Origin of the sequence: Bacillus sp. FSL L8-0152 (assembly GCF_038006365.1) — a bacterium.
Lineage (GTDB): Bacteria > Bacillota > Bacilli > Bacillales > Bacillaceae_G > Bacillus_A > Bacillus_A cereus.
On record NZ_JBBOVB010000001.1, the window covers coordinates 3,821,472 to 3,846,484 of the forward strand.

Sequence of the window (25,013 nt, forward strand, 5' to 3'; positions counted from 1 at the left end):
CTATTACTTCACCACTTCATTTATTATATCTATTATTTGATGAATTCCCTCATCATTTGTTTTCTTATATCCATTCATGTTTTGAATATATTTCTCCTTATTTGTATACAACTTATTTACTGCATGTATAAATGTATTCGTACTTACTCTGTCTTGGAGTATAACTTCAGCATATCCTTGCCGTGAAAAATATTCAGCATTTAAAACTTGATCTCCCCTACTGGAACTGTTAGTTAACGGGATAAGCAACATCGGTTTCTTCAAAAATAACAATTCAGAAATAGCAGTAGAACCCGCTCTGGAAACTACAACACTTGCCATATTTAGTATATGCGGCAACTCGTCGCCTATATATTCAAATTGCATATACCCCTCCATGCCAATAGATGGGTCTACCTTTCCTTTACCACATATATGAATAATATTAAAGTTTAATAGTATTGTATCTAAACATTCCCTTACCATATCATTTATCCACTTAGCACCTTGACTCCCACCCATAATTAATAATACTGGTTTATCTTGCTGAAATTCACAATATCTTCTTCCTCGTAATACGTTACCCTTCTCAATTTCTTCCCTTACAATTGGTCCTACATAAACCTTCTTCTCATTACTTACATTTTCTCCTGTCTGAGGAAATGTTGTGCATAGCTTTGTAGCAAAAGGTAATGCTATTTTATTGGCAAGTCCTAATGTGCTATCTGGTTCACGTATAATTATAGGCACACGATTTAACCATGCTCCTATAGCTACAGGAACTGAAACAAATCCTCCTGCTGAAAAGATAACGTCAGGCTTTGTTTTCTTAATTAATTTATAACTTTGTAAACAACCTCGTATAATTTTAAAAGGATCTTTAAAATTTTCCCAATCCCAATATCTCCTAAGCTTGCCCGTTGAAACACTATTGTATTTAACATTTTGCACTAATGATTTTTCAATTCCATTTTTTGATCCAATATACTCGACTCTCCAGCCTTTCTCTATAAATTTAGGAATTAATACAATATTAATCATAACGTGTCCAGCTGTACCGCCCCCAGTAAAAAGAATCGTTTTGCTCATAACTTATACCCACCTTTATTATTAAAAATCTAGCTTTCTCTTTACCTTTTAAATGTAAATAAACTTATTATTTTTTATATAAATCTTTAACTCCACCTCTATATCTTGTAAAAGATCGTTAATGAGTTCATAAAAATCATTTCCATACTCACTACACTCGTATTGAGCAAAGATTTGAATCACATATCTAGTTTCCGTCTCTAATGCTGACTTTATTTGATTAACCCTTTTTTCTTCTACATACGCTTGATATTTATGTATTACCTCATAAAGATGCAATACATGCGCTTCTTCATCTCTCCAATCCAACGTATCAACAATTGAAAGAAATAGCGTATTTTGATTATCTATTATTTCATAATCATTCATATATTTCTTACACCCTTTTTTGTTTTTCATTGCATGCAGATGTCACTACACTTCGCATACTCAAGTACATCTTTTAATGATTGATGAAATTCAATTTCTGGGATCCAACCTAACCTTTTTATTTCCTCTATTGCTAAACTCTCATTTGAGTCGCTCCCATTTTTCTCTGTTTCCTCTATAAAAAAATTTAGCTGTGTTAATTCTTTATATTGTTCTAGTACATTTAATAAAGATCGTTTTACTCCTGATCCGATATTATATTGTTTTCCATTTATTCCATCTCGTAATAACACATGATACGCTTTAATCGCATCACGTACATCTAGAAAATCTCTACTATCTTTCAAACTGTTTACTTCAATAATGGATTTACTTCTACCTGATTCTATATCTAACATTTTCTTTGCGAGAATCGAACAAATGCCATTCGATTCCCCTGGACCAATTAAGTTTGAGGGCTTTGCAATGATAATATTTGAATCCATTAATCCTCCCCAAGCCTCTGCAATGATGACTTGCATCGTTTTACTTAAACTATATGGATTTGAAATTTTTATTTCGTTCATACTATCTGCTTGCAAAGCAGATCCTATAACTAATGTTCTACAATGCGAGGCTTCTTGCTTAATTGCTTCTAATAAATATAACGTTCCTATTACATTAATCTCTATATACTCAAGAGCAGCTGTCCAAGATTCTATAACCGAATTCCTTCCTGCTAAATGCAATACGTAGTCTGGCTTTATTTGTTTCATTACCTTCATTACTTCGCTCTTATTAGTTAAATTACAAGTAATACCATTTCTAATTTTTTCTCTATGTGCACGATTTTGAAACATAGGAATTACATGAAAGCCCTGCTCTAAAAAATATTGGCAAGCATGGCGTCCTGTGAAACCATTTGCACCAGTTATTAAAAGGCTCGCATTTTTTTTCATCGCAAAAACCCTCCTTTTAATAGCATTTGTTTCACCTCATGTTTTGCAAGCAAGTCTTGTTGAGAACTAAAACTCTTCACATCCACTAGCGGATAGCTAGCATAATATTCTTGAAGTCCTTCAATAGGAATAGTCGGTAGTACCACAAAATAATTTTGATCAAAACTTATACTTGTTTTACTCTCTACCTCAGATAGAAGCATTTCACTTAATTTTTCACCCGGTCTTATCCCTACCTCTTTTACCTTAACATTTTCTTTTCCTGAATATTCAATTAACAATTCTGCTAAATCTGTTATTTTACATGCCGGCATTTTCATAACAAAGATTTCCCCGCCTCTACCTTGAGATACGGCTTTAAATAACAACCCAACAGCATCTTCAACTGTTAAGAAAAATCTAGTCATATTCGCATCGGTAATCCCTACTTGTGAAGATCTTTTAATTTGTTGTTTAAAAAGCGGTACTACACTTCCACTCGTTCCTAAAACATTTCCACCACGAACACAAATGAATTTTGTTTTCTTCGTTTGTATATTCGCATGAACCATTAATTTTTCACCAATTGCTTTTGTCATCCCATACGTATTTGATGGATCAGCTGCTTTATCCGTTGAAACATATATAACTTTTTCAACTTGCATCTGTATAGAGGCTTCAATTACATTTTGCGTACCATGTATATTGGTTTTTATAGCTTCATAAGGATAATACTCACATACTGGAACATGTTTTAAAGCTGCAAGATGGAACACATAATGTACACCTTGGCAAGCATAGACTAGTTGATCTTTATCACGAATATCTCCAATAATAAATTTTAACCTATCATCATTTATAAACTGTTGCTGCATTTCAAACTGGACCGTTTCATTTCTTGAAAAAACTCTAATTTCTTTCGGTGATTTTTCTAATAGTTGTTTTATAAGTTCATGCCCCCACGAACCTGTACCACCAGTAATTAAAATTATTTTATTTAACATTCCTTTTCCTCCTACGAAACATCTCAATTTAAATAATATTTATTGAATTATTTTCAATTGATTCAAATCATAATCGTCGTTTGTTACATTTAATTGACAAAATAAAAAAACAGAAACTATTAAACTTAGTTTCTGTTTTTCATTTCACCTCACAACAGTAAGATTTTTTATACTGTTTGCATGATAAATAAATTCCTTGTAAAAAAACACCGCTCATTTATTTCTTATACTCGTAATAAAATAAATAGAATGATTAATAGCCAATAATCATGTTTAAATTTATGAAAAAGGGAGGTAACGGAATGGACCGAAACAATTCATATCATACATATAACGGACCTTCCAAAGCACTGTCTCTCTCCCTATTCGATGTAAAAAATGAATTGAAACAAAAAAGCAAACTTATTCCTTCTGATACCATGTATAAATTAACGAAAGAAGAGCAACTCCTCATCAACAAAATAAAAATACAAACAGAACAGCTAAATAAAAATAATGTTACAAGAACACGCGCATACTACCAATTTTACATTCAATATCCAGAAATACATTGGGCACTGCTTGGGCATATGGTATCACGTAACGGCGGTTGGAATATGACTGATTTAAAGGGCGATTTATATACGAGAATTTTATCAGAGAAAGATCAATTCATATTTTTTTCTTTTTTAGAAAGAGGGAATTGGCTTATTTTCCAAGATGTATACCCTCAATTTTTACTTTACGAACAAAGTGTAAAGAGATCACAAAAGTTATTTCACCTTCTCCCTCACCTAAATGTTTCTACATTTATGGAAACGATGTGGAACGATTTTTGGAAAACAGGCAACAAAAAAACATTAGCGATTGCAACTATTGTTAATGAACAAAACTACTTAGAAAAAAGAGTGATTCAAAATGTACAATTTAAAAAGACTGTACTAAATAGTATTGGATTTAAACTCTTTGATTTCTTTCAGTTTAATCATATCCTTTTCCCATTCTACGAAAATGATAAAAAACAAAAAGTATTACTATTTGGTGATACAATGAAACATTTCACTTCCTTACATGAACGCATATTAATTGGAAAAAGATTGTATTCATTATTATTTCGAGATACACATGTTTTATCTCAAATAATAAGCTGGGCCCAACATCATCCGCATACAGGATCAAGGAAAGATTACTGGCCCCATTTATTTTCAAGTGTAAATGAATCTTTTTCCCGTGAGTTTTATAAGCGCCGAATAAAGAAATGCCAGTTGCGAAGTGGCGCTTATCGTATATACAGTCCTTCACTCATCTATGCATGGCGAGATATGAAGCATGAAGAAGTTGACAGTGAAGATTGGTTTACCGATTGGCAAGTTGTAAATTACTTAGTTGATAAGGAGGAAAATATAAATGGACAAATTACAGAAGACTACTGCAAAACACTCGAAAAAATTGAACTCGCAATTCTCGCAAAGAAAAATGTCCTCCTCCGAGAAGAAGAATGAGTTTCTAGCATTAGTAGTTACAATCTTTCTCTCTTCTATTATTGGAACTTGTTTAGATGCTTTTTTTGTTCATAAACAAATATATTCCTTTCCAGCTAGACCCTTCTCATCCACATTTTCAGTTAATATAGCTTTTACATCGTTCGTACTGCCGATTTTAACAGTTATCTTTATACACATTTCAAAAAAATTATCTAAAGTTTCTAGAATTCTATTTATTATTTCGATCGGTATTTGCGCTAGCCTTTTTGAACAGATTGCTGAAAGTTTAGGTTTATTTGTACATAGTGCGAATTGGAACCATACATATTCTTTATTTGGTTATATGATTTATTATTCTTTTATTTGGAACGTATATAATTGGATAAAAAAATAAAGAGACCATTATAGGTCCCTTCTTAAGCATACTCTTCCATTATTGCTAATGGTGCCAGTGTTTGAAGGCTTTTAGAGCGTAAACGATAGGCAACGACTTTCTTCTTATATTGCTTAATGACATCAACATGTTCCTCATAGCTATATAGAGAAAACCTAATCTCTTTATTCCCTTTCTTCGTATCAATGACTATTGGTGTCCCTTCTCCGTGCGGCGGGAAATAATGTTTATCTAAAAACAAAGCCTCATTAAATTCATGAATAACTTGTAGTTTCATTTCTCCCTCTATATTTTTTCCATCTATCGATATAGAAGTATTTTCCGCCTCAAGCTTTTGATGCAATTCAAATTTACTAATAATTGATTCTACAACAGAAGTGGGCATGCTAGAAACTAATACTTTAATAGCTCCAAAAACAAATAATGTAACTATAAACCATGTTGTCATTGTTATCATCTCCATTACATTTAAAAAATAAATTTCGTTCCATACGGTATTAGTATACTAATGAGTATTCCAGTTACAATCATCGTTACCGAACCGATAGTCGCTTCTTTCTCGCCTTCCTTCACTAAACGGCTCACACCGATAATATGTGATGCACAGCCCATTCCAACTCCTTTTCCAATCGTACTTGTTATACTGAAAAGCTTAAGTACTGTTGGTCCGATAATAGCACCTGTTATTCCTGCAACAACTACAAAACTAGAAGTCATAGATGGAATACCACCAATTTGATCCGCTAATGATAAGGCAATAGGCATCGTTGCTAACTGTGGTAAAGTAGTTAATATAAGTTCCTTATCTATATTTAAAATTCCGCCAATCACTACATTCATACCCGTTACAGCCACTATACCTATTACTACTCCAATAAGTATCGATAAAAAATTTTTCATAAGTATCTTTCGCTCTTTAAATAGAGGTATGGCTAATGCTACAATTGCAGGGCTCAATAAGCTTGAAAGAATGTCTCCTCCATTTTCCCTATACTCATGATGAGAAATACCAAAAATCAAAAATAAACAAATCATAATTGCCGTAACTGTTAACACCGGTAACGTAAATGCAAACGTAAATTTTTTATATAGCTTTGTCGCCAAGAAATAAATTGCTACAGTAATAATAATTAAGACCATTTGAATCGTGCACCTTGTCGATTTTATTTTTTTGTTGTTATTAATAATTGACTTATATACCCTGAAACAATCAAAGTTACTACAGTACTTGCAACTACTAAAAGGAATATAATACTCCCCTTACTTAAAAGAAAAGACCCGTATTCCATCAGCCCTGTTGTCGAAGGGATTAAAAATAACGGTAAAAATACGATTAACTTTTCCGCACCTAACTCAAACCATTTTAACGGTAAAATGCGAGTGGAAAGGAGCAGGAACAGCATTAACATCCCTATTAAACTTCCCGGTATTGATAGATGGAATATTTCCTGAATCCACGTACCCACTAAGCTAAATATATATAGCACGCCTACTTGAAGTAAAAGCATCACGTACTTCATTTCTTTCCCTCATTTCACTATCACACATCCATATTATGAAATTTCATTTAGCGTGTCGGCAAACCGTTTAATTCCAAGTTGAATTTGTTCTATATTCGCTCTACCAAACGTAAATCGTATATATTCATTTTTCGAACCTAAAACACTGCCCGGAACAAATGCGACACCATTCCGTATAGATTCACCTAATAAGTGATATTCATCAAACTTTCCTTTCACTTTACACCATACATGTATTCCACCCTCTGGCACGAAACATTCAACTCGGTCTCCCAATGTTCCTTCAAGCTCTGCAATTAATTCATCTCTTCTTTGCTTCAATTGTCCACGAAGTATCGTAATATGTGTATGAAAATCCTTTGATTCTAAAAATTGATTTGCTACCCACTGCGTAAATACACTATGGCCAAAATCAACTTGTTGCTTTGCATCTGCTAAACGCTCAATTACACGTGTAGGACCAATTATCCATCCAATACGTAATCCTGATGCAACAATTTTTGATAATGAACTTATATAAAGAACATTTCCATTTTGGTCCATTGATTTTAATGTCGGGTTCACTTCTCCATTAAAAGAAATTAAACTATACGGATCATCTTCTACAATTGGTATACCGAACTCAGAAGACAGTTCTAAAATTTTTTTACGTCTCGCCAATGAAAGCACAGTACCTGTTGGATTTTGATAATCTGGATTCAAAAATACCATACGAATGCGATGCTTTTTGTGCAAATCGATTAAGTCATCTGGATTCATTCCATGCTCATCAACAGGTAAATGAAATATGTTTAAACCGGCCGATTTAAACATTGGAAGCGAAAAACAATATGACGGATCTTCAATCGCAATCGCATCGCCAGGTTTTAATAAACATTGAACGATAAGATTAAGCGCCTGTTGTGCTCCAGACGTAATAAGAATAGAGCTTGAATCTGCTTCAATTTGTTTATATTGCTGAACATGTGCTGCAATTGTTTTTCTCAACATCTCATTTCCAAGTGGATGGTCATAGCCGAGATTTTCCATAAATGTTTTCTCCGCCAAAATTGTTCGAAATCTATCACTCGGAATTAATTCTGGTGACAGTTCACCACTCGCTAAATTAATTAAATCATCTTTTTGTGTTTCCGTTCGAATTTGTTGAACGAGTGGTACGTTAGGTAAGAACGATCCATCCTCCACGTACCTACCCCAGTTCGGTATTCGTTTATGTGAGACACCCCATATGTCTGTATTAACCCGTGTTCCGCTTCCCTTTTGCCGTTCTACTACTCCAAGTGATTTTAATTCTTCATACGCAGCTACTATTGTACTCCGGTTCACCTGTAATTCCTTTGCCAATATACGCTCAGAAGGTAACTTACTATCAGAAGGAAATTCACCTGAAGAAATGCCTCTTTCAATATAATCAGCAATTTGTTTATATACAGGTGTCTTATCTGCACGATTTGGTTTCCATTCCATCTAGTTTCCTCCTTTCAAAACGAACTATCCTCATTTTTTACTAACAGTATTCACCGTAAAAATAGTATTAATTAGTCACATTTTCTTATCCGTAAATGGATATATCCAAAATGGTTCTCTTTCTGATTACTCAATAGCTTCTGAAATTCCAACTTCATACTCTCATTTCCAGTTCTTTTACAAACTATCAAATCATTACCGCATACCATGTTACCCCGGCCAGTAGAACAAAAAGAAGAAGAATATAGATTGCAGATAAGTTTTTCACATTTCTTTTTGTAGACTTACCGTAATTCTCCTCCACGTTTCTTGCAACTAGTACAGTCCCAAATAGCGATACAATTACAATAATAACGACTAGTGAAATTGCAAAACTCATTGTCTTTTCACCTCTCTAAGACCCATCTATTTTAATTAAAGAACTTACATAAAAACCTTCCTCTTTAAAACGTTGATAACATACTACCTTTCTTCTCTTATCATAATAGATGTTTGCAAAAAGCGGACCAACCACTTTCGTGTTTTTTTGCTCATCCACTTAAAAAATAAAAAGCAACTGATCACTTAGGACCAGTTGCTTTTTTCACACGATAATTTTTCATTTAAAATTAATTCGATTTAAAAGTTTCGCCTTTTCATAATGAAACATCGACTGAGATAACTCAAAAATTGTTCCATTTACAAGATACACTGTATTTTCAATAAGAAGCGCCGGATCACCTTCATTTAATTCTAAAAGCTGTGCATTTTCTTTATTTACTTTTTCACAACTAATAACTTTATCAGCAAAACCAATATTTAATCGTAAATCTTCAATGAAATAACTGTATACAGAGCTTAATGCTATTTCTTCGTTCAAATATGGAATAATATCCTTTTTGAAATAACTTACTTCAATAGAGAATGGTTTAGCATCTACAATTCTTAAGCGCTTCAAAAAATACAACCTAGTTCCAGCTTCGCATTGCATCCGCTTTGCTATCTCTTCGTCCGCATCTATTACTTCCAGCTCTAACACTTTCGTTTCAATATTTTGTGAAACAAGATTTTTCGTTAATCCACGTAAACTTCCTAAATTAATGTAATCTGTTACAGAAGTTTCGCGTAAAAACATGCCACTACCTTGCACTTGAAAAATATAACCTCTATTCACAAGCTGACTAATTACTTTACGTATCGTATTACGGCTTACTTCAAATCGATTCATCAACGCTTCTTCTGTAGGTAGTTTTTTCGTTTCATTAAAAAGCCCATCTCGAATGTTTTGCTCTAACACATCTGCAATTTGTTTATACTTTGCACTCATACACTTTCTCCTAAAATACTCTTTTATCTGTTATAACTCTTCCCCTCTCGTTTCGATCACACATTTATACCAATGAAACGAAAGTTTCTTCTTACGTTTTAAGTTATCATTATGATCGACAAAAATAAAGCCATATTGCTTTTTATATCCATTTAACCAACTTAAAAGATCAATCACTGACCATGCATAATAACCTTTTAAGTTAATTCCCTCTTCAATTGCACGCTTCATTACTTTTAAATGCGCTTCAATAAATTTAATTCTCGGAACATCTACAATTTCTCCGTCAATGATTGGATCTTCATCACCAAGTCCATTTTCCGTTACATACATCTTTATGTCACCGTAACGCGCTTTCAACATATGCAATCCCTCTAAGAAACCTTCGGGAGATATTTCCCATCCCCATTTTGTATATGTTTTATCATCCATTTTAACTGTTCGATAAAAACCATCAAAAGAAGGGTTACCTGGAGCAAGCGTTGAGTTTTCTCGAGAATGTTCCTCACTCTTTATATCCATATCGTATCTTTCTACTCGTATTGGTTGATAATAATTCAAGCCAATAAAATCATTTTCTTCTGCATTTTGTTTAATGATTTCTAATTCTTCAACCGTCCAATTAGGAGTCCATCCTTTTTCCTTTAATTGTTGTACAACATAAGACGGATACTCGCCCTTTAAAATTGGATCATAATACCAATACGTTTCATATTCATTCGCATGATTTGCTGCTTGTATATTTTCTTTTTGATCATCCACACTATAAGCAGGTAAGAAAACATGTGTAATCCCAATCTCACCATATTGTTTCAGCTGCTTGTACACCGCAACTGTTTTCGCATGTGCATAAAATACATAATGAGTCGCTTGAAAATACTTTGGAACATCATTTTGGATTCCTGGTGGATGTGCACCTTTTAAATAACCTAATCCACAAAACATTACTGTCTCATTAAAAGTAATCCAATGCTTAACTCTGTCACCAAATGCCTTAAAACAAGTTTCTGCATATTTTACGAAAGCCTCTGCTGTTCTTTTATTCGTCCATCCACCATCTTTTTCTAACGGTAATGGTAAATCCCAATGATATAAAGTGACAAACGGCACAATCCCGTATTTTAAACATTCATCAATTAAGTTGTTATAAAATTCAATCCCTTTTTCATTTACCTTTCCATCTCCAGTCGGCAATATTCTCGCCCAAGAAATAGAAAAACGATACGATTCTAATCCCATCTCAGCCATTAAGCGAACATCTTCCTTATATCGATGATAATGATCAACAGCTACATCACCATTTGTTCCATTGTATGTTTTGCCAGGAATTTTTGAAAACTCGTCCCAATTCGTAACACCTTTTCCATCTTCATTCCATGCACCTTCTACTTGATAAGAAGCTGAAGCAGCTCCGAATAAAAAATCATGTGGAAACTTCATAGTATATACCTCCATTTCATTACAACAAATCAAATTCAATCATACATATAAAATTTATAGGTACAAATTTTATATGTATGATTATATCTTATGTTTTTATTTTTTTCTATTATAAAAGTACAATTTCTATTGTTGGTTATTGGAAAAGAAATAAGAAGCGATATATTTTATCGCTTCTTACTCTCATCATCTTTATTCTTTTATTAATGACTTATTCGCTCTTATAACTTCTTGATACAATAATGGTGACCACTTTTCATTTATGTAGTCTTGAATTACCCAGCCCACTCTCAAAGGATTCTTTTGTTTTATATAGTTTGCAATTTCAGGATTTATATAAGAGGCATAGTAATACGGACTATTCCATGCTGTACCACCAGAAGACAAGCTTGTAAAATTAATATATAGATGATTTAAATCCTCGCTATTGTTCATCGTTTCATCCATCGTATCTTTAATAGATTTTACTTTCTCATCATAATTCACTTTATATTTATCTTGTACTGTTACATTTACATTTTGGTTTACAGTTGTGGTAAACGTCTCATTATCTGGCCAATAAAAATTATTATATCCTCCAGATTCATTACTACCACTATATCTTTTTAGTAGTACAATTTTCCCACGAGCATCTCCAAGTTTTATATTTCCTTCTGTTTTTAAAAAGATAGGATCAACAAAATAATTTTTTTCAAACGTACTACTAAATGAACCTTCTGCCCCTTTCATATCCTCATACTCTTTTTTTAAAGACATAATAATTGTTTCACTCGGGTTATCTTTTAAAAATTGTTTCGCTTCATTTATGAATTCATACAGTGTTACGTAAAGATATAATGGCCCATGATGAAGAACTATCGTATTATCATCTGTTAAACGTCCTCTTATATCAAAAATGCGAGCTCCATGGTCCATTTGATAGCGAAAATCATATTCTTGCGTCATTCCCCACACTTGCTTAATCGGATTTTGCAACTTGAACGTCCCACTATCGTGTGTTCCTGGAATTGAAATTCGTGCTAACGGGATATTATCAGGTATAGGTTGCATCCATTTTGACCAATTTTCAAGCTCATTAACAGAGCTAGCTGCAACTACTCTCTTATCATGTAAAGCAAATACAAATGTGATAAATATTGTACTACATATGAATAATTTCAAAATTAACTTCTTATTGCTCATTATTATCCCTCACTTTTTCTGTTTTTACATCAAACTTATTGAATATAATATAAGCTAGTTCATAAAAAATAAATAACATTTCATCAATATGAAATATTGCATAGAAGTAAAGTTAAAAAATCATTCACATATACTAAATTAGAAAAATTTAAAGGAACTTCATCTGAAGTTCCTTTTGCTTATTTTATGTTCAATACATATGAACCATCTTTATTCTCATATTTATAGACGTATAAATAATATTTCCCTGGCTTTGCATTATAAGTTCCTTTAACTACATTTCCTTCATTTTCACCATATGCTACATAGTTATTTAAATCTGATTCATGATGAAGTACCCATGTCATTCCGATATTTTGTTCATTTAGTAGAGAAATATTAATATTTTCCGGTGAGTCAATTTGGAAAGTAAATACATCTACTCTATCACTATTATGTAGCGTTCCTTTCACCGGTGTATGAAAGTTAACTTTATTTGCCTGTCTAGGCTCATTGTTTGGTTCATTTTCTGTTACTTGTAACTCATTCCCACCGTTTGGTTTTCTTTGTTCATAACCTAAGTTTACTAGTATAGACTTCAAATCTGGTAAAACACCAATTTTATCTGCATATGGATCTTTAGATTTTGTTCCTGTGCTCTGGTTGCTTAATATTGCTCTTAGTTCACTTGGTCTATATGGTTGTCCTAAATTTTCTTTAGCAATGCTTTGTACTAAAGTCGCTGCCCCAGCAATAATTGGCGAGGCACTAGATGTTCCGCTAAAGCTTGAAGTATAAAGATTTACAGCACTTCTACTTTGCTCGGCTGTAGTTGTATCTACATTTTCTCCCCATCCGTACACATCAATACGGCTTCCATAATTCGAAAACCACATACGTTCATGAGGGAAAGATGAAGAGCCAGCTCCTACCATAATTGCACCCGAATCTTTAAAATCTTTACTATTACGATTTAAGACTTGCTTACCTTTTCTATCTTTGAACTGATCTAAATCATTCCACCCATTTGCTCCAGCCTCTATAATTACAATTCCCTTATCTGTACCAGCACGAATTGCATCAAAAATATCTGGTTGTACTTCAACAGGTAAATATTTATCACCATATCCATCAAAGGATGCTTGCGCCTCTAATAATAAAACATCCCCAGCTTCTAACTGATTTACAGCGCTTAATATTGCATCAGCCGTATTATACTGTCCGTTATCTCTTATTTGAGAGATAACCTTTGCTTTCGCTTTTGGCGCAATCCCAATATTCCCGACTTCATTGTCCTCAGAGGATACAATTCCTAGTACAGACGTCCCATGACCGACATGCTGATTTATATTTCTTCCAGACATTAATTCAATATTTTGATGTAATAAATCCTCATGATTTAATAGCCATCCGTATTCCATATCAACAAAAGTAATACCATTTCCATTACCGCCTTGAATTCCCCAGGCGAAAGGCGCATTAATACCGTATGGGGCTGCTTCAAGATAACCTTGTTTTTTAAATCTAGGATTGTTATTAGGATTAAGAGCTACACTTGATGATTGCACTTCAGGTGGCATTATTTTCTCTTGTTTCTTCATATACGCATCTTCTATTAAAGAAGATGCCTTTAACTTATCTACTATTTCTTCATACCCACTATTTTGATTTTGAAGAATATAGTAGTTTAATAAACTTGTAGATACATGATTAGGTGCTTTCACTTCAAGGTTTTGTATTTGTTCTGGGCTTACAGATGTGAATAAACGAGTAAATGTTACATCTGGATATTCTGTCAAAAGATCTTTTATTACTTTATCATTCGTTTGAGATTGTATTCGTTTTTCAATACCATCTTCATATGGCAAATCCAAATCCGCTTTAAATTTTACAATGATTTGCTTATCTGTTTCTTGTTCTATCCCTAATTTACTCTGCTGTTCTATAGAATCAGCATATACACTATTGATAGTGCCTCCTGTTCCTAAAAGTGTTGTAATGATTACAGTTGACGCACACATTTTTTGAAATATTTTCATTACATCAATCCTCCTATTAATAATTATTAATCATTATATTAATCTATAATGATTAATTCTATAACGTATTCCCTTTCTACTAAATAGATTATAGTAATCAGAAATATGAACTTCAATGTATTTTCATATGCAATATTTCATATTCTGGCTCTACACTAAACGAATATGAAACTTATAGTGATTATTTATTTTATATGTGCTAATATACTTACATTAATATATTACGCATATACACATTCCAAACTACATTACTTAATCGTTTCACCTTAATTTTTTCTTAGGAGGATTTACAATGAAATTACTAAAAATAAAACATATAATTCCTTTATCTGCGGCCGCAATTACATTCGTATGTAGTCAAAGTACAGCTGAAGCTTCTACCATTCATACAGTAAAAAAGAACGATACACTTTGGGGCATTAGTAAACAATACGGAGTTTCAATACAATCCATTAAACAGGCTAATAATAAAGGAAACGATAAAACCTTTATTGGCGAACAGTTACATATTCCAGGGGCCGTGAAATCAAATGAAATCACTGTTCCTCAAAATGCCAAGCCTGCGAACATTTCTGAACAAATTATTTATCAAGTACAACCGGGAGATTCATTAGAAACGATAGCAAAGCGTTACAATGTCACTGTCCAATCTATAAAACAAATGAACAATACAGTCGGAAACAAGCTTTATACAGGACAACATTTAAAAATCAACTCAAGTATTTCACAAAAAGAAAAAGACTTAATGGCACGCTTAGTTACCGCTGAAGCAGGTGGCGAATCCTATAAAGGAAAAGTAGCAGTAGCCAAAGTTATACTAAATCGTGTAAATGCAAAAGGTTTTCCAAATACAATAACAGGCGTTATTTATGAACCTATTAAATACGGATATGCATTTACTCCTATTACAGATGGAAGAATTAATCAACCTGCAAGTGCAGAAGCAAAAATGGCTGTAGAAGAGGCTATCTCCACAAATGGAGTAGATTCAGACTGGATTTATTTCTACAATCCAAAAACATCAACGGACAAGTGGATTACGACACGTCAAACAGTAGCAGTAATTGGTAATCATGTGTTTGCTAAATAAGATTTAAAATCATTAACAGACCTCTTCACTTAAAAGGTCTGTTTTTTTCTATGTAAGATGTTATTAATCATATGACATAGTTATTTTTTAAACTGTTTCTTCTTTCAAATAAAAATTTTTGTATTTACTCCACCACTCGTAGAAATTAATAAAGCATCAAGTTCAAAAACTCCCACTTTATTAATAAAAGCTATTTCTTAACTTCATAAAATTGTTATACACTAGAAAAATAAAAAACAAACTATTCGTTAGCAGGTGGAAGAATATGTATGATATTACGATTATCGGCGCTGGAGTAAGTAGCATTTTTATGGCTTATTCACTAGCTAAAAGTAACAAAAAAGTTTTAATTCTTGATAAAGGTAAAGGGCTAGAAGATCGCCATTGTCCTTTAGACGAAGGAAAAGTGTGTAATTGTACTACATGTGATAAATATTTCGGGTTTGGTGGTTTAGGCAAATCTGAAGGGAAATTTAATTATACAAACGGATTTGGCGGAGAACTTGAGAAAAAAGTCGGTAAAGAGGGTTTTATACAACTCATGGCTGAAGTAGATGAAATTCTATGTCAGTTTGGTGGAAGTTCGGTTTCAAAATATTCTACTGAAAATTCAAGTCTCACTAAGAGAGCTGAAGCGTGTGGTTTACAAATGCTAACAACAGAAGTAAGACATCTTGGTACTACACTTTCCAGTAACATTTTTCAGCAGCTCTATGAATTTTTACTGACAAAAATTAAAATCCAATTTCATATAGATGTACAACATATTCTGAAACAGAAAGATCATTTTACAATAGAGACAAATCAAGGAACAGTTCAAACTAAGCAACTAGTATTTGCAACTGGGCGCTCTGGGGCCGATTGGTTAAAAGAAATGTGCAGTTCCCTAAATATTTCTCAGGAGCAAACACGTGTAGATTTAGGAATTAGAGTAGAAATGAAAGAACATCAATTACGTTCTATATTACAAGATACTTTTGAAACAAAACTTTCTTATCAAGGTAAGCATTTCATAGCAACTACTTACTGTATGAATCCAAAAGGACGCATCATTCGAAAGTACGAAGAAGGTTTAGTTATGCCTGACGGTCAAAATTTTCGAGAACAAGGAACTGGCACTTCTAATTTAAATTTCACTTTATTTATTCCTCGCTATTTTCCTACTCTCAAAGAAGCAAATGTATACGCAAGTTCAATTATTAAAGGCATTAACCAAGGACGAGATCGGATTGTTATACAGCGCTTAGAGGACTTACTAAAGAAACAACCTACGGTGGAAAACAGCATGGAACATAGCCGTATACAGCCTACACTACAGGGGGATTATGGAGATTTGAATCAAGAAATCCCTCAATTATATATTGAAGGGCTCAAAGAATTTTTATTACGTTTAGAACAATTTATACAAGAGCCTATTGATCAACATACTTTACTATATGGAATTGATGGAAAATTCTATGCTCCTACGATAAAAATTAATAATCATTTTGAAACTAGTATACATGGGCTATTTTTAATTGGAGATTGTTCAGGCGTTACGCATTCATTATCTCAAGCAGCTGCAAGTGGTCTGTATGTTGGAAAGTACTTATCTGACATTTAATTTCTATCATTAAAATGTCAGTCAAATATTTTCAATTTCAAAACACTTTACTTACATATAGTAAAATTATATTAATAAAACCCCTATCCTTCCCGGCTAATGATTAACCGACAAAAAATCGGAATTTTACAAGATACATATGTAATATAACTACATATTTAAAACTGTTGGTATTCAATTCTAATAAATTGAATGTCAACAGTTTTAAAATTCTCTATCCATTTTCACTTTCATTTGTTCGATATTTTGTAACATCATCATAGTGTTTAATATGGTAGGATGTCTATAAGTCAATTTCACTACAACTATGACTTGTTCTGCCCGTTTCTCAAAAAGAGTTATATTTATGCTACTACGCTTTAAAAATCCCCATTGTATATATATGAATACTTCAAATTATTCCCTTTAGAAAACAAAGTCTAAATGGTTCATTACACTCTAATAGTTATAAAAACATAATATATAACTTTAGTTAAATAAATTATATAAAGAAGGTGTAAAAATGAAGAACAAAATAAATTTACAAATGCAAAATATAAGTTTTGTTATAATAATGGCTTTAGCGATATGGTTAAAAACATATCTTATTACGCGATTCAGTTTTGATTTAAAAATCGAGTCTTCAACGCAAGAGCTCATTTTGTTTATTAGCCCTCTAGCCGCATCATTAGCATTTGTTGGATTAGCATTATTTGCAACTGGTGAAAAGCGAAATTATATAGCGCTATGTATTAATTTCTTATTAACAATCGTACTCGTTGGAAATGTAATGTTCTATGATTTTTATAGTGATTTCGTTACATTACCAGTACTTGGACAAACCTCAAACTTTGGACAATTAGGCGGTAGTATTATAGAAATATTAAACTACAAAATTATACTCGCATTCGTAGACATTGTTTTCTTCTTTATTTTATTAAAAAAGAAATCATTGGTCTTTAAAACCGAACGTGTAACTCATTCTACACGCTTGTTATACTTTCTTTTAACAATTGGTGTATTCTTTGCGAATCTACATCTTGCAGAAAAAGAGCGCCCTGAATTATTAACGAGATCATTCGACCGAGTAATGCTTGTCAAAAATTTAGGCCTATATACTCACCAAGTATATGACTTAACACTGCAAGTAAAAGCCGGTTCACAAAAAGCGCTTGCTGATAGTAGTAAATTACAAGAAACTGAAAACTACGTAAAAGCAAACCAAAGCGAGCCAAACCCTAATATGTTTGGTGCAGCGAAAGGAAAAAATGTAATTGTCGTCACTCTTGAATCCTTGCAAACCTTCTTAATAGGCGCATCAGTCAATGGGCAAGAAGTTACACCATTCCTAAATGAATTCATAAATGAAAGTTATTACTTTGATAACTTTTTCCATCAAACTGGTCAAGGGAAAACATCCGATTCTGAATTTCTAATCGATACGTCGTTGTATCCATTAAATCGAGGGGCTGTATTCTTCACACACGGTAACAATGATTATACTGCAACTCCAGAAATTTTACGTCAGCAAGGTTATTTCACTTCTGTATTCCATGCGAATAACGCAACATTTTGGAATCGTAATATTATGTACTCTGCTCTTGGTTATGATCGTTACTATAATGAGCTTGATTACAAAATTACACCAGAAACAAATTTAAATTGGGGATTAAAAGATATCGAATACTTTGATCAATCAGTAGATATATTAAAAACTGTTAATCAACCATTCTATGCTCGTTTCCTTACTTTAACAAACCATTATCCATTTACGTATGATGAAGATACAAAATTCATTGAACCATACAACTCTGGTAATGGCGTATTTGATCGTTACATCGTAACAGCACGTTACTTAGACGAATCAATTAAAAAATTTATTGAACGTCTAAAGGCCGAGGGGCTTTACGATGATTCTATTATTGTGTTATACGGTGATCATTATGGTATTTCCGAAAAACATAATCGTGCAATGGCACAGTTTTTAGAAAAAGATCAAATAACAGAATTTGATACTTTAAATTTACAACGTACACCTTTATATATTCATATTCCTGGACAAACAGAAGGTCAAACTATTTCAAAGCCTACGGGACAAATCGATATGAAACCTACTATTCTAAATTTATTAGGTGTTGATTCTACGAATGATATTCGTTTTGGCCATGATATGTTTTCAGATGAATATACTGGCTTTGTTGTTTTACGTGATGGTAGCTTCGTTACAGATAAGTATGCATACAAAAACAACACTTTCTACGACCGTATAACAGGTGAAATTGTAGATTTACCAAAAAAAGAAGCTCAAGCCCTCATTAAACGTGCCCAAAATGAATTACGAATGTCTGACAAAATTATTGAAGGCGATTTATTACGCTTCTCAGAAAGCAATAAAATTAAAACTGGCGAAGTACAAACTAAAATTAAAGAAACAGAAAAATAATCTATATATGAAAAAGGGAGCAACTTATTACAGTTGCTCCCTTTTACTTTTATTCTACGCTTGTTTCTAAAGCTACATCCGTATAGGTATTATCATTACCCATATTTAAAATTACTTCACATTGACGCAATCTCAATTCAAAGAGCATGATAGAATCATGATAGATTTCAGGATTTGATTTCATCTTATGTAATATCTCTTGTTTTTCTTGTATTTCTAAATGCGTGTTTTCTACAGCTTGCTTTAAGAAGTTAAATGGATTCCTAAAGAATATATTAATATCTCGCTCTTGTGTGTTTTCAAACAGCTCAAATTGCAAGAAAAATTTCTTCATAATAGAAGCCGTTACTTCAGTATAATCTTCATTTTCTACATACTGTTTGTATTTGTTATATAGCATAGATTTATTTTTAGGAAGAACTCCAAATAATTTACCGGCACTTTTCAGTAAAAATTGTGCTGGCGTAAATCGACGTAAAATATTTACTTCATCCATTTGTATTCTAGTCGTCATCCTGTCAGTATCTCTGCGCCAGTCATCAAGCACTTTAAAGTCACATTCTAACTGTATTCTATTTTCTCCAAATAGTGAATTAAGCCCTTCACTAAGTTCTTCTAAATACGTTTGACTTTGAAGAAGCTCATTATTAGAAGTTGCAATCCAATTTTGCATAGAAAGAGCAAGATTAGGTAATACAGTTTGTTCTAAATATTTATGCACTCTTTCATTCATTGCTTTATTTAGTTCCGTATCCATGTGCCCGAAATCACTTTCTTCACTAATTAAATTAGAACAGCTCTTTAATATCTTCGGAATATTTTCAGTAAGATCATTTGTAATTTCAGTTTTCATTGAACGATATGATTGTGTAATGAGATGAATTTTTTCCCGCTCAAATGCAGTAAGGTTATTAATGCTACCGTTTAGTTTCACTAGCATATCTTCATTCCAATTAATAGCATCCACTAGATTGTTTTCTTTCTCAACACGTTTATCCAAAAGATATGTAATTGTTTTTCGAATGAAATATAATAACTTTTCAGTACGTTCTGCATCTATATGTTTATGATTAAAGTTAAAATGAATAAACTCAGTTAAATCATTTAATTGTTGACTATTTGTATATAACGAAGAATAAGGGAAAATTCTCGCATGCGGGAAATATGTGTTTATTCTCGTTGCCGTATCATGTAATACCCTTTTCACTTCTGCTTCACTGTAAATGTTATCGATTTTATTTAATAAGAAATGAATTTGTAAATTTGGCGTATGTTCTTGAATACTTAATAGAATGTCACGTTCTTTATCAGTAAAAGGTGAATCCGCATTCAATACGAATAGTAATTCGTCTACAGAATTTAAATATTCGAATATCTCATCTCTAGTGTCGTTATTCCTATTAAAGCCAGGTGTCACTACAAATGTAAGTTTATTTTCATTTAAAAATCTGCATGGTAATTTAAATTCAACACACGCTCTATCTCTATATGTTTGATGGTGCTGAGACATCATATTATGGTAATCAGAGACATCTTCCGTTGTTGTAATTGCTGAGTCTGTTATAGCGTTTATTTCTATATGAGCATCATTTTTTAAAACTACTACATTTGAAATTGATTTTTCTAATATATTTTCTCCTAATATAGAGTTAATAAATGTAGTTTTTCCGTTTCCTGAAGTTCCCGTTACTAAAATACGATTTGTTCTTAAATCTGCGAGCTCGTCAACTAGCCATTTAAATCGGTGACCTATTTCTATATTGTGCTTTTGTGCCCATTGTGTAATAGATTCAAAAAGGTGTAAGCTGTACTCTAAGCCATTTACATGATTAATAGAATGTGACAGTAAGTTTTCCGCATGTTCTATATTTGCTGAATCTATTTTGGAAGGGAAAATCTCATCCCATGCCAATACAGCTGCAGATGGAAATACAGCATAAGATGGATTGACTACCTTTAACCAATTTGCTAACAGATTTGGTATGATATCATTTAATTGTCTAAGCGTATATTGACCTTGAATTAATGCAAAGTACGTTTCTTCGTAAAGAGCAGAAACTTTGTTCCATATATCGGACGAATGTATTTCAATATGTAAGAAAAATTCATTTATTGTGTTAAGCCACAATAAGTAATTTTTTTCATTTTTATAACTGTTCCAGAGTGATGAAACCATTTGCGTAAATTGTACTTGATCTACATTATTTAATGTAGCTAATGCATCATAAAAATAGTCTGGTGAAATATGTTTAGTAAACCCTTTATCGATATATCCTTTTAACACCTCAAACCAAGGATACGATTCTATGCGAATTAACTCATTCACAGCAAGCTCTACTGCACTATCAAAATCTTGCTGTTCCTCATAAAAGGAACGGGCAATTTTTGTGACATTCGGATAATCAGGATTTAAAGAAACTGCTTCTTTAATAACACCGAAAGCTGAGTCAAAATTATTTTGCTCAATGTAAAGAGAAAGTAATTGTAGTCTAATTTCGGTCATCAATATTTTATTATCAGTAGTAATAGAAGTATAAATATTTTCAGCAAATGATAACTGATTAAGTTCGAAATAAGCATCCGCAATATTTTTTTGTGCCCATGGTGCTAATTCATTACTAACCTTCTCCCATTTAAAAATAGCTGCTTCAAAATCTTGATGACGATAATAAAATTCACCTTGTGCAAAACGAATATAAGACCCATCAGAAATCTCATTTTTTTCTTCGTTTACATAAGCTTGTCCAAGTACGTCAAGAGTTGGTTTTGTTTCATTCTCCATTAGGAATGTTTCATAATACATCTTTTTTATTAATTGTTTTTCTAATCTCATCTTTTCCCCCACTATATCTTGAAAATACATTTTTAAGATATGTCAATACTTTTTGTATGTATGCTTTTTATCTTAACAAAGAATATCTTTTGGAAAATTTCATTTTCCTTTCATTTTTCAAGTTAGATTGAATTTTTATGAGAAAAGTTTCAGTTTTTTTTCAATTCCCTTTCATTTATGAAACAGCATTAAATGTTCCTAATAACCTAATAACACTATAATATTCCACATTATATTATCAGGAAAACCCCATATAAACCATATTATAAAAACAATCTATATTGAATTTATATACATAATTCACTGTGCTGTCAAACAAAAAAAACAACAATAAGAGCCAACAGCTATTCATACCATTTCTTTCTCAAATTGTTTTCCTTTAAAATGTTTCAGTAGTTATGTAATTAAATTCCATTAACCTATATAAATAACTAGTCCAAAAAATATCTATATGCATATCATGTTATAGTAAAGAATTTAGGAGATCCTAAAAGGAGGCATTTTCATGTTTGAAGATAAATCTAAAATAAATTACCCATATGAATTTACTGAAACTACAACAGTTCCTCTAAAGAACCCCATTGACAAAAAATTCAAGAACGGGACAGGTACACATAACTTTCCAATTAAGAAGCACTATAAAGAGCAAGTTCTATACACTGAAAAAATCAATAATAATAAAAATAAATAATTGTATAGATCCTTATAACAATTAGCCAAATAAGAAGCAACATTTGGCCATGCATAGTTATTTGGTTAGTAATGTAGAAATCTTTATGATACAATTCATGCACCTTTTAAAAAGTGCTGTATACAGCGCTTTTTTATACATAGATAAATTTAAGCTAACGCAACCAAGAAATAAACTGCAAAATTACTCCACCTTATTTTCATTTAACAATTAAATCTACATATTAAAAGGGAGCAACAGTAAATGTTGCTCCCTTTTGAAAAGTAATTTTATTCACTCTACATAACCCTTTTAAACATCTTCTCCAACTCATAAGTAGAATGATGCACAAGAATCGGTCTTCCGTGTGGGCATGTGTATGGGTTTGTTGTTGTACGTAATTCCTCCAGTAAGGCAAATATTTGATCGTTCGTTAAATATTGATTCGCTTTAATGGATGCTTTACAGCTCATCATGATGGCTGCTTCTTCACGTAACTTTTTAATATCAACTTTTTTTAGTTTAACAACTTGCTCCATCATTTCATCGATAATTTCTGTTTCTTGTCCTTTCGGGAACCATGTTGGATGCGAGCGGACGATAAAGGATTGATGGCCGAATTGTTCTAAAAATAGCCCGACTTTTTTTAGTTCTTCTAACTGTTCTTCGACACGTAAAAATTCAGTAAGAGATAGATCAATACGGTACGGTACAAGTAACTCTTGTACTTCTTGCGCTACCCTTCCTACTTTATCACGGAAGTATTCATAATTAATACGTTCCTGCGCGGCATGCTGGTCAATCATATATAAGCCTTTATCATTTTGAGCGAAAATATATGTTCCATGCATTTGTCCAATTGGATAAAGTGGTGGTAAGTCATTCCCGTTCATTTCAATCTCTTTTATTTCCCGAACTTCTTCTTCTAATTCCTCTAGTTCAAAGTCCTCTTCATTACTGTCCCACGATTTCTCTTCTTGAATTGGTTCTTCGATTATCGGTTTAGTAGATGGTTGCCAACTTTGTTCTTCTCTTATGAGCGACTGTGGTGGTTGCCATTCTTGTTTCGGCGGTTGCCACAGTTGTGGTGGCTGTTTCACAGCCTGCGGTTCTTCTTGTTTTGCATCCATTCCAGTTGGTAAAACAATGTCCGGCATAGATGGTTCTTTCGGCTTTGCATGCTCAAACTGGAACTGTTCTTGCACACTTTCGTCTTTTTCTTTTTTCTTCGTTGTTACGCCTGCATCTGGAATGAGCTGTATTTTTTTAAATGCAGCTTGCAATGTTTCTTCGATCAGCTTTAGCAATTCTTGTTCTTTACTAAAACGAACCTCTAACTTCGCTGGATGTACGTTAACGTCAACTAGCATTGGATCCATTTCAATCGATAAGAAGCCAATTGGATACCGGCCGACTGGCAGTAATGTATGGTATCCTTGCTGAATTGCTTTCATTAGTACAAAGTTTCGAACGTAACGACCATTTACGATCGTTGACATATAATTACGAGATGCTCTCGTTACTTCTGGTAATGTTACATAGCCTTTAATTGTAAAGTCTAAAGATTCAGCTTTAATTGGAACAAGCTTCTTCGCAACTTGAATACTGTAAATCGATGCAAGTACTTGTCTTACATCACCGTTACCTGATGTATGAAGCAATTTCTTTTCATTATGAAACAGTTTTAACGATACTTCTGGATGTGACATTGCAATACGATACACGATATCTGTAATATTCCCGAGCTCCGTATGAATGGTTTTCATATATTTAAGACGCGCTGGTGTATTAAAGAATAAGTTTTGTACTGTAATATCTGTTCCTTTTCGGCTCGCAGTTTTCTCTTGTTTTATAATGTCTCCACCTTTAATTATGAGGTGTGTACCAGGCGCATCACCTGTGCTAGTAATTAATTCTAATTCACTAACAGAGGCAATACTCGGCAATGCCTCACCGCGGAAACCGAGTGTTCTTATGCGAAACAGATCGTTTTCATCTTTAATTTTACTCGTCGCATGGCGTTCAAAAGCGACGATACAGTCTTCTTCTGCAATACCATCACCGTTATCAATGATACGAATTTTCGATAACCCAGCTTCTTCTAAGTGGATTTCAATAGATGTACTATTCGCATCGATAGAATTTTCCACAAGTTCTTTTACGACTGAAGCAGGGCGCTCTACTACTTCCCCTGCCGCAATTAAGTTAGAGAGTTGGTCATCGAGTTTGCGAATTTTCCCCATCTAC

The 25,013-nt window shown here is 32.8% G+C and carries 21 protein-coding genes; 6 read left to right on the forward strand and 15 right to left on the reverse strand.

The features are described 5' to 3' along the window. Positions 1-3: 3 nt before the first annotated feature. From MHH27_RS19065 to MHH27_RS19080, 4 genes are read right to left on the reverse strand one after another with little or no spacing between them, the layout of a single operon-like run. The gene (locus MHH27_RS19065) at positions 4-1,068 is read right to left on the reverse strand and encodes an undecaprenyldiphospho-muramoylpentapeptide beta-N-acetylglucosaminyltransferase (protein WP_053563777.1); all 1,065 of its coding nucleotides are present in this window, start codon (positions 1,066-1,068) and stop codon (positions 4-6) included. 48 nt (positions 1,069-1,116) lie between these two features. Next, positions 1,117-1,467: a DUF6572 domain-containing protein gene (locus tag MHH27_RS19070; protein WP_098841862.1), complete on the reverse strand. Its 351-nt coding sequence runs from the start codon at positions 1,465-1,467 to the stop codon at positions 1,117-1,119. Beyond that, the gene (locus MHH27_RS19075; RefSeq protein ID WP_088025022.1) at positions 1,464-2,375 is read right to left on the reverse strand and encodes an NAD-dependent epimerase/dehydratase family protein; all 912 of its coding nucleotides are present in this window, start codon (positions 2,373-2,375) and stop codon (positions 1,464-1,466) included. Before MHH27_RS19075 ends, MHH27_RS19070 begins: the two co-directional genes overlap by 4 nt. After that, entirely contained in the window at positions 2,372-3,358 is a 987-nt protein-coding gene (locus MHH27_RS19080) for a UDP-N-acetylglucosamine 4,6-dehydratase family protein (RefSeq protein WP_090977238.1), read from the reverse strand. Before MHH27_RS19080 ends, MHH27_RS19075 begins: the two co-directional genes overlap by 4 nt. A 302-nt stretch (positions 3,359-3,660) precedes the next feature. On the opposite strand from MHH27_RS19080, the gene MHH27_RS19085 reads away from it, so the two are divergent. Together MHH27_RS19085 and MHH27_RS19090 are read left to right on the forward strand one after the other, a co-directional pair. After that, positions 3,661-4,839, forward strand: a complete 1,179-nt coding sequence (locus MHH27_RS19085) for a DUF2515 domain-containing protein (protein WP_340943739.1) — start codon at positions 3,661-3,663, stop codon at positions 4,837-4,839. Further along, positions 4,814-5,215: a CBO0543 family protein gene (locus MHH27_RS19090; RefSeq protein ID WP_071713493.1), complete on the forward strand. Its 402-nt coding sequence runs from the start codon at positions 4,814-4,816 to the stop codon at positions 5,213-5,215. Before MHH27_RS19085 ends, MHH27_RS19090 begins: the two co-directional genes overlap by 26 nt. Positions 5,216-5,237: 22 nt before the next feature. Here the strand turns inward: MHH27_RS19090 and MHH27_RS19095 are convergent, their stop codons facing one another. The 9 genes from MHH27_RS19095 to MHH27_RS19135 all read right to left on the reverse strand — a co-directional run bounded on the left by MHH27_RS19095 (position 5,238) and on the right by MHH27_RS19135 (position 14,148). After that, positions 5,238-5,663, reverse strand: coding sequence for a YfmQ family protein (locus MHH27_RS19095; RefSeq protein ID WP_000214633.1), 426 nt, complete (start codon positions 5,661-5,663; stop codon positions 5,238-5,240). 20 nt (positions 5,664-5,683) lie between these two features. Next, complete coding sequence (locus tag MHH27_RS19100) at positions 5,684-6,355, reverse strand: LrgB family protein (RefSeq protein WP_074625419.1); 672 nt, start codon at positions 6,353-6,355, stop codon at positions 5,684-5,686. 23 nt (positions 6,356-6,378) lie between these two features. Then, the gene (locus MHH27_RS19105; protein ID WP_000878380.1) at positions 6,379-6,735 is read right to left on the reverse strand and encodes a CidA/LrgA family holin-like protein; all 357 of its coding nucleotides are present in this window, start codon (positions 6,733-6,735) and stop codon (positions 6,379-6,381) included. A gap of 33 nt (positions 6,736-6,768) precedes the next feature. Further along, positions 6,769-8,202 carry a MocR-like pyridoxine biosynthesis transcription factor PdxR gene (pdxR, locus tag MHH27_RS19110; protein WP_000454956.1) on the reverse strand — a complete coding sequence of 478 codons (1,434 nt, stop codon included), beginning with the start codon at positions 8,200-8,202 and terminating at the stop codon, positions 6,769-6,771. A 187-nt stretch (positions 8,203-8,389) separates the two neighbouring features. Beyond that, positions 8,390-8,581 carry a hypothetical protein gene (locus tag MHH27_RS19115; RefSeq protein ID WP_000006458.1) on the reverse strand — a complete coding sequence of 64 codons (192 nt, stop codon included), beginning with the start codon at positions 8,579-8,581 and terminating at the stop codon, positions 8,390-8,392. A gap of 219 nt (positions 8,582-8,800) precedes the next feature. After that, positions 8,801-9,508 (reverse strand): GntR family transcriptional regulator, encoded by a 708-nt coding sequence (locus tag MHH27_RS19120; RefSeq protein WP_001274912.1) that lies wholly within the window; start codon positions 9,506-9,508, stop codon positions 8,801-8,803. 30 nt (positions 9,509-9,538) lie between these two features. Next, positions 9,539-10,948, reverse strand: a complete 1,410-nt coding sequence (locus MHH27_RS19125) for a glycoside hydrolase family 1 protein (RefSeq protein WP_000671627.1) — start codon at positions 10,946-10,948, stop codon at positions 9,539-9,541. Positions 10,949-11,140: 192 nt separating this feature from the next. Further along, positions 11,141-12,130: a phosphatidylinositol diacylglycerol-lyase gene (gene plcA, locus MHH27_RS19130; RefSeq protein ID WP_098235817.1), complete on the reverse strand. Its 990-nt coding sequence runs from the start codon at positions 12,128-12,130 to the stop codon at positions 11,141-11,143. 179 nt (positions 12,131-12,309) lie between these two features. Beyond that, a complete protein-coding gene (locus MHH27_RS19135) occupies positions 12,310-14,148 on the reverse strand; it encodes a S8 family peptidase (RefSeq protein WP_000689201.1) in 1,839 nt (612 codons plus the stop codon). 292 nt (positions 14,149-14,440) lie between these two features. On the opposite strand from MHH27_RS19135, the gene MHH27_RS19140 reads away from it, so the two are divergent. The 3 genes from MHH27_RS19140 to MHH27_RS19150 all read left to right on the forward strand — a co-directional run bounded on the left by MHH27_RS19140 (position 14,441) and on the right by MHH27_RS19150 (position 19,263). Then, positions 14,441-15,238 carry a cell wall hydrolase gene (locus tag MHH27_RS19140; RefSeq protein WP_340943746.1) on the forward strand — a complete coding sequence of 266 codons (798 nt, stop codon included), beginning with the start codon at positions 14,441-14,443 and terminating at the stop codon, positions 15,236-15,238. 265 nt (positions 15,239-15,503) lie between these two features. Then, entirely contained in the window at positions 15,504-16,841 is a 1,338-nt protein-coding gene (locus MHH27_RS19145; protein ID WP_340943749.1) for an NAD(P)/FAD-dependent oxidoreductase, read from the forward strand. Positions 16,842-17,343: 502 nt separating this feature from the next. Next, complete coding sequence (locus MHH27_RS19150; protein WP_097822626.1) at positions 17,344-19,263, forward strand: LTA synthase family protein; 1,920 nt, start codon at positions 17,344-17,346, stop codon at positions 19,261-19,263. Positions 19,264-19,312: 49 nt separating this feature from the next. On the opposite strand, the gene MHH27_RS19155 is transcribed toward MHH27_RS19150, so the two are convergent. Next, positions 19,313-22,096, reverse strand: coding sequence for a dynamin family protein (locus MHH27_RS19155; protein WP_097913826.1), 2,784 nt, complete (start codon positions 22,094-22,096; stop codon positions 19,313-19,315). Between the two features lie 505 nt (positions 22,097-22,601). Between MHH27_RS19155 and MHH27_RS19160 the strand changes: the two genes are divergently transcribed. Then, positions 22,602-22,787, forward strand: a complete 186-nt coding sequence (locus tag MHH27_RS19160; RefSeq protein ID WP_000461138.1) for a hypothetical protein — start codon at positions 22,602-22,604, stop codon at positions 22,785-22,787. Between the two features lie 278 nt (positions 22,788-23,065). Here MHH27_RS19160 and mutL read toward each other — a convergent pair whose 3' ends face one another. Then, positions 23,066-25,009: a DNA mismatch repair endonuclease MutL gene (gene mutL / locus MHH27_RS19165; protein ID WP_097822628.1), complete on the reverse strand. Its 1,944-nt coding sequence runs from the start codon at positions 25,007-25,009 to the stop codon at positions 23,066-23,068. Positions 25,010-25,013: the final 4 nt, after the last annotated feature.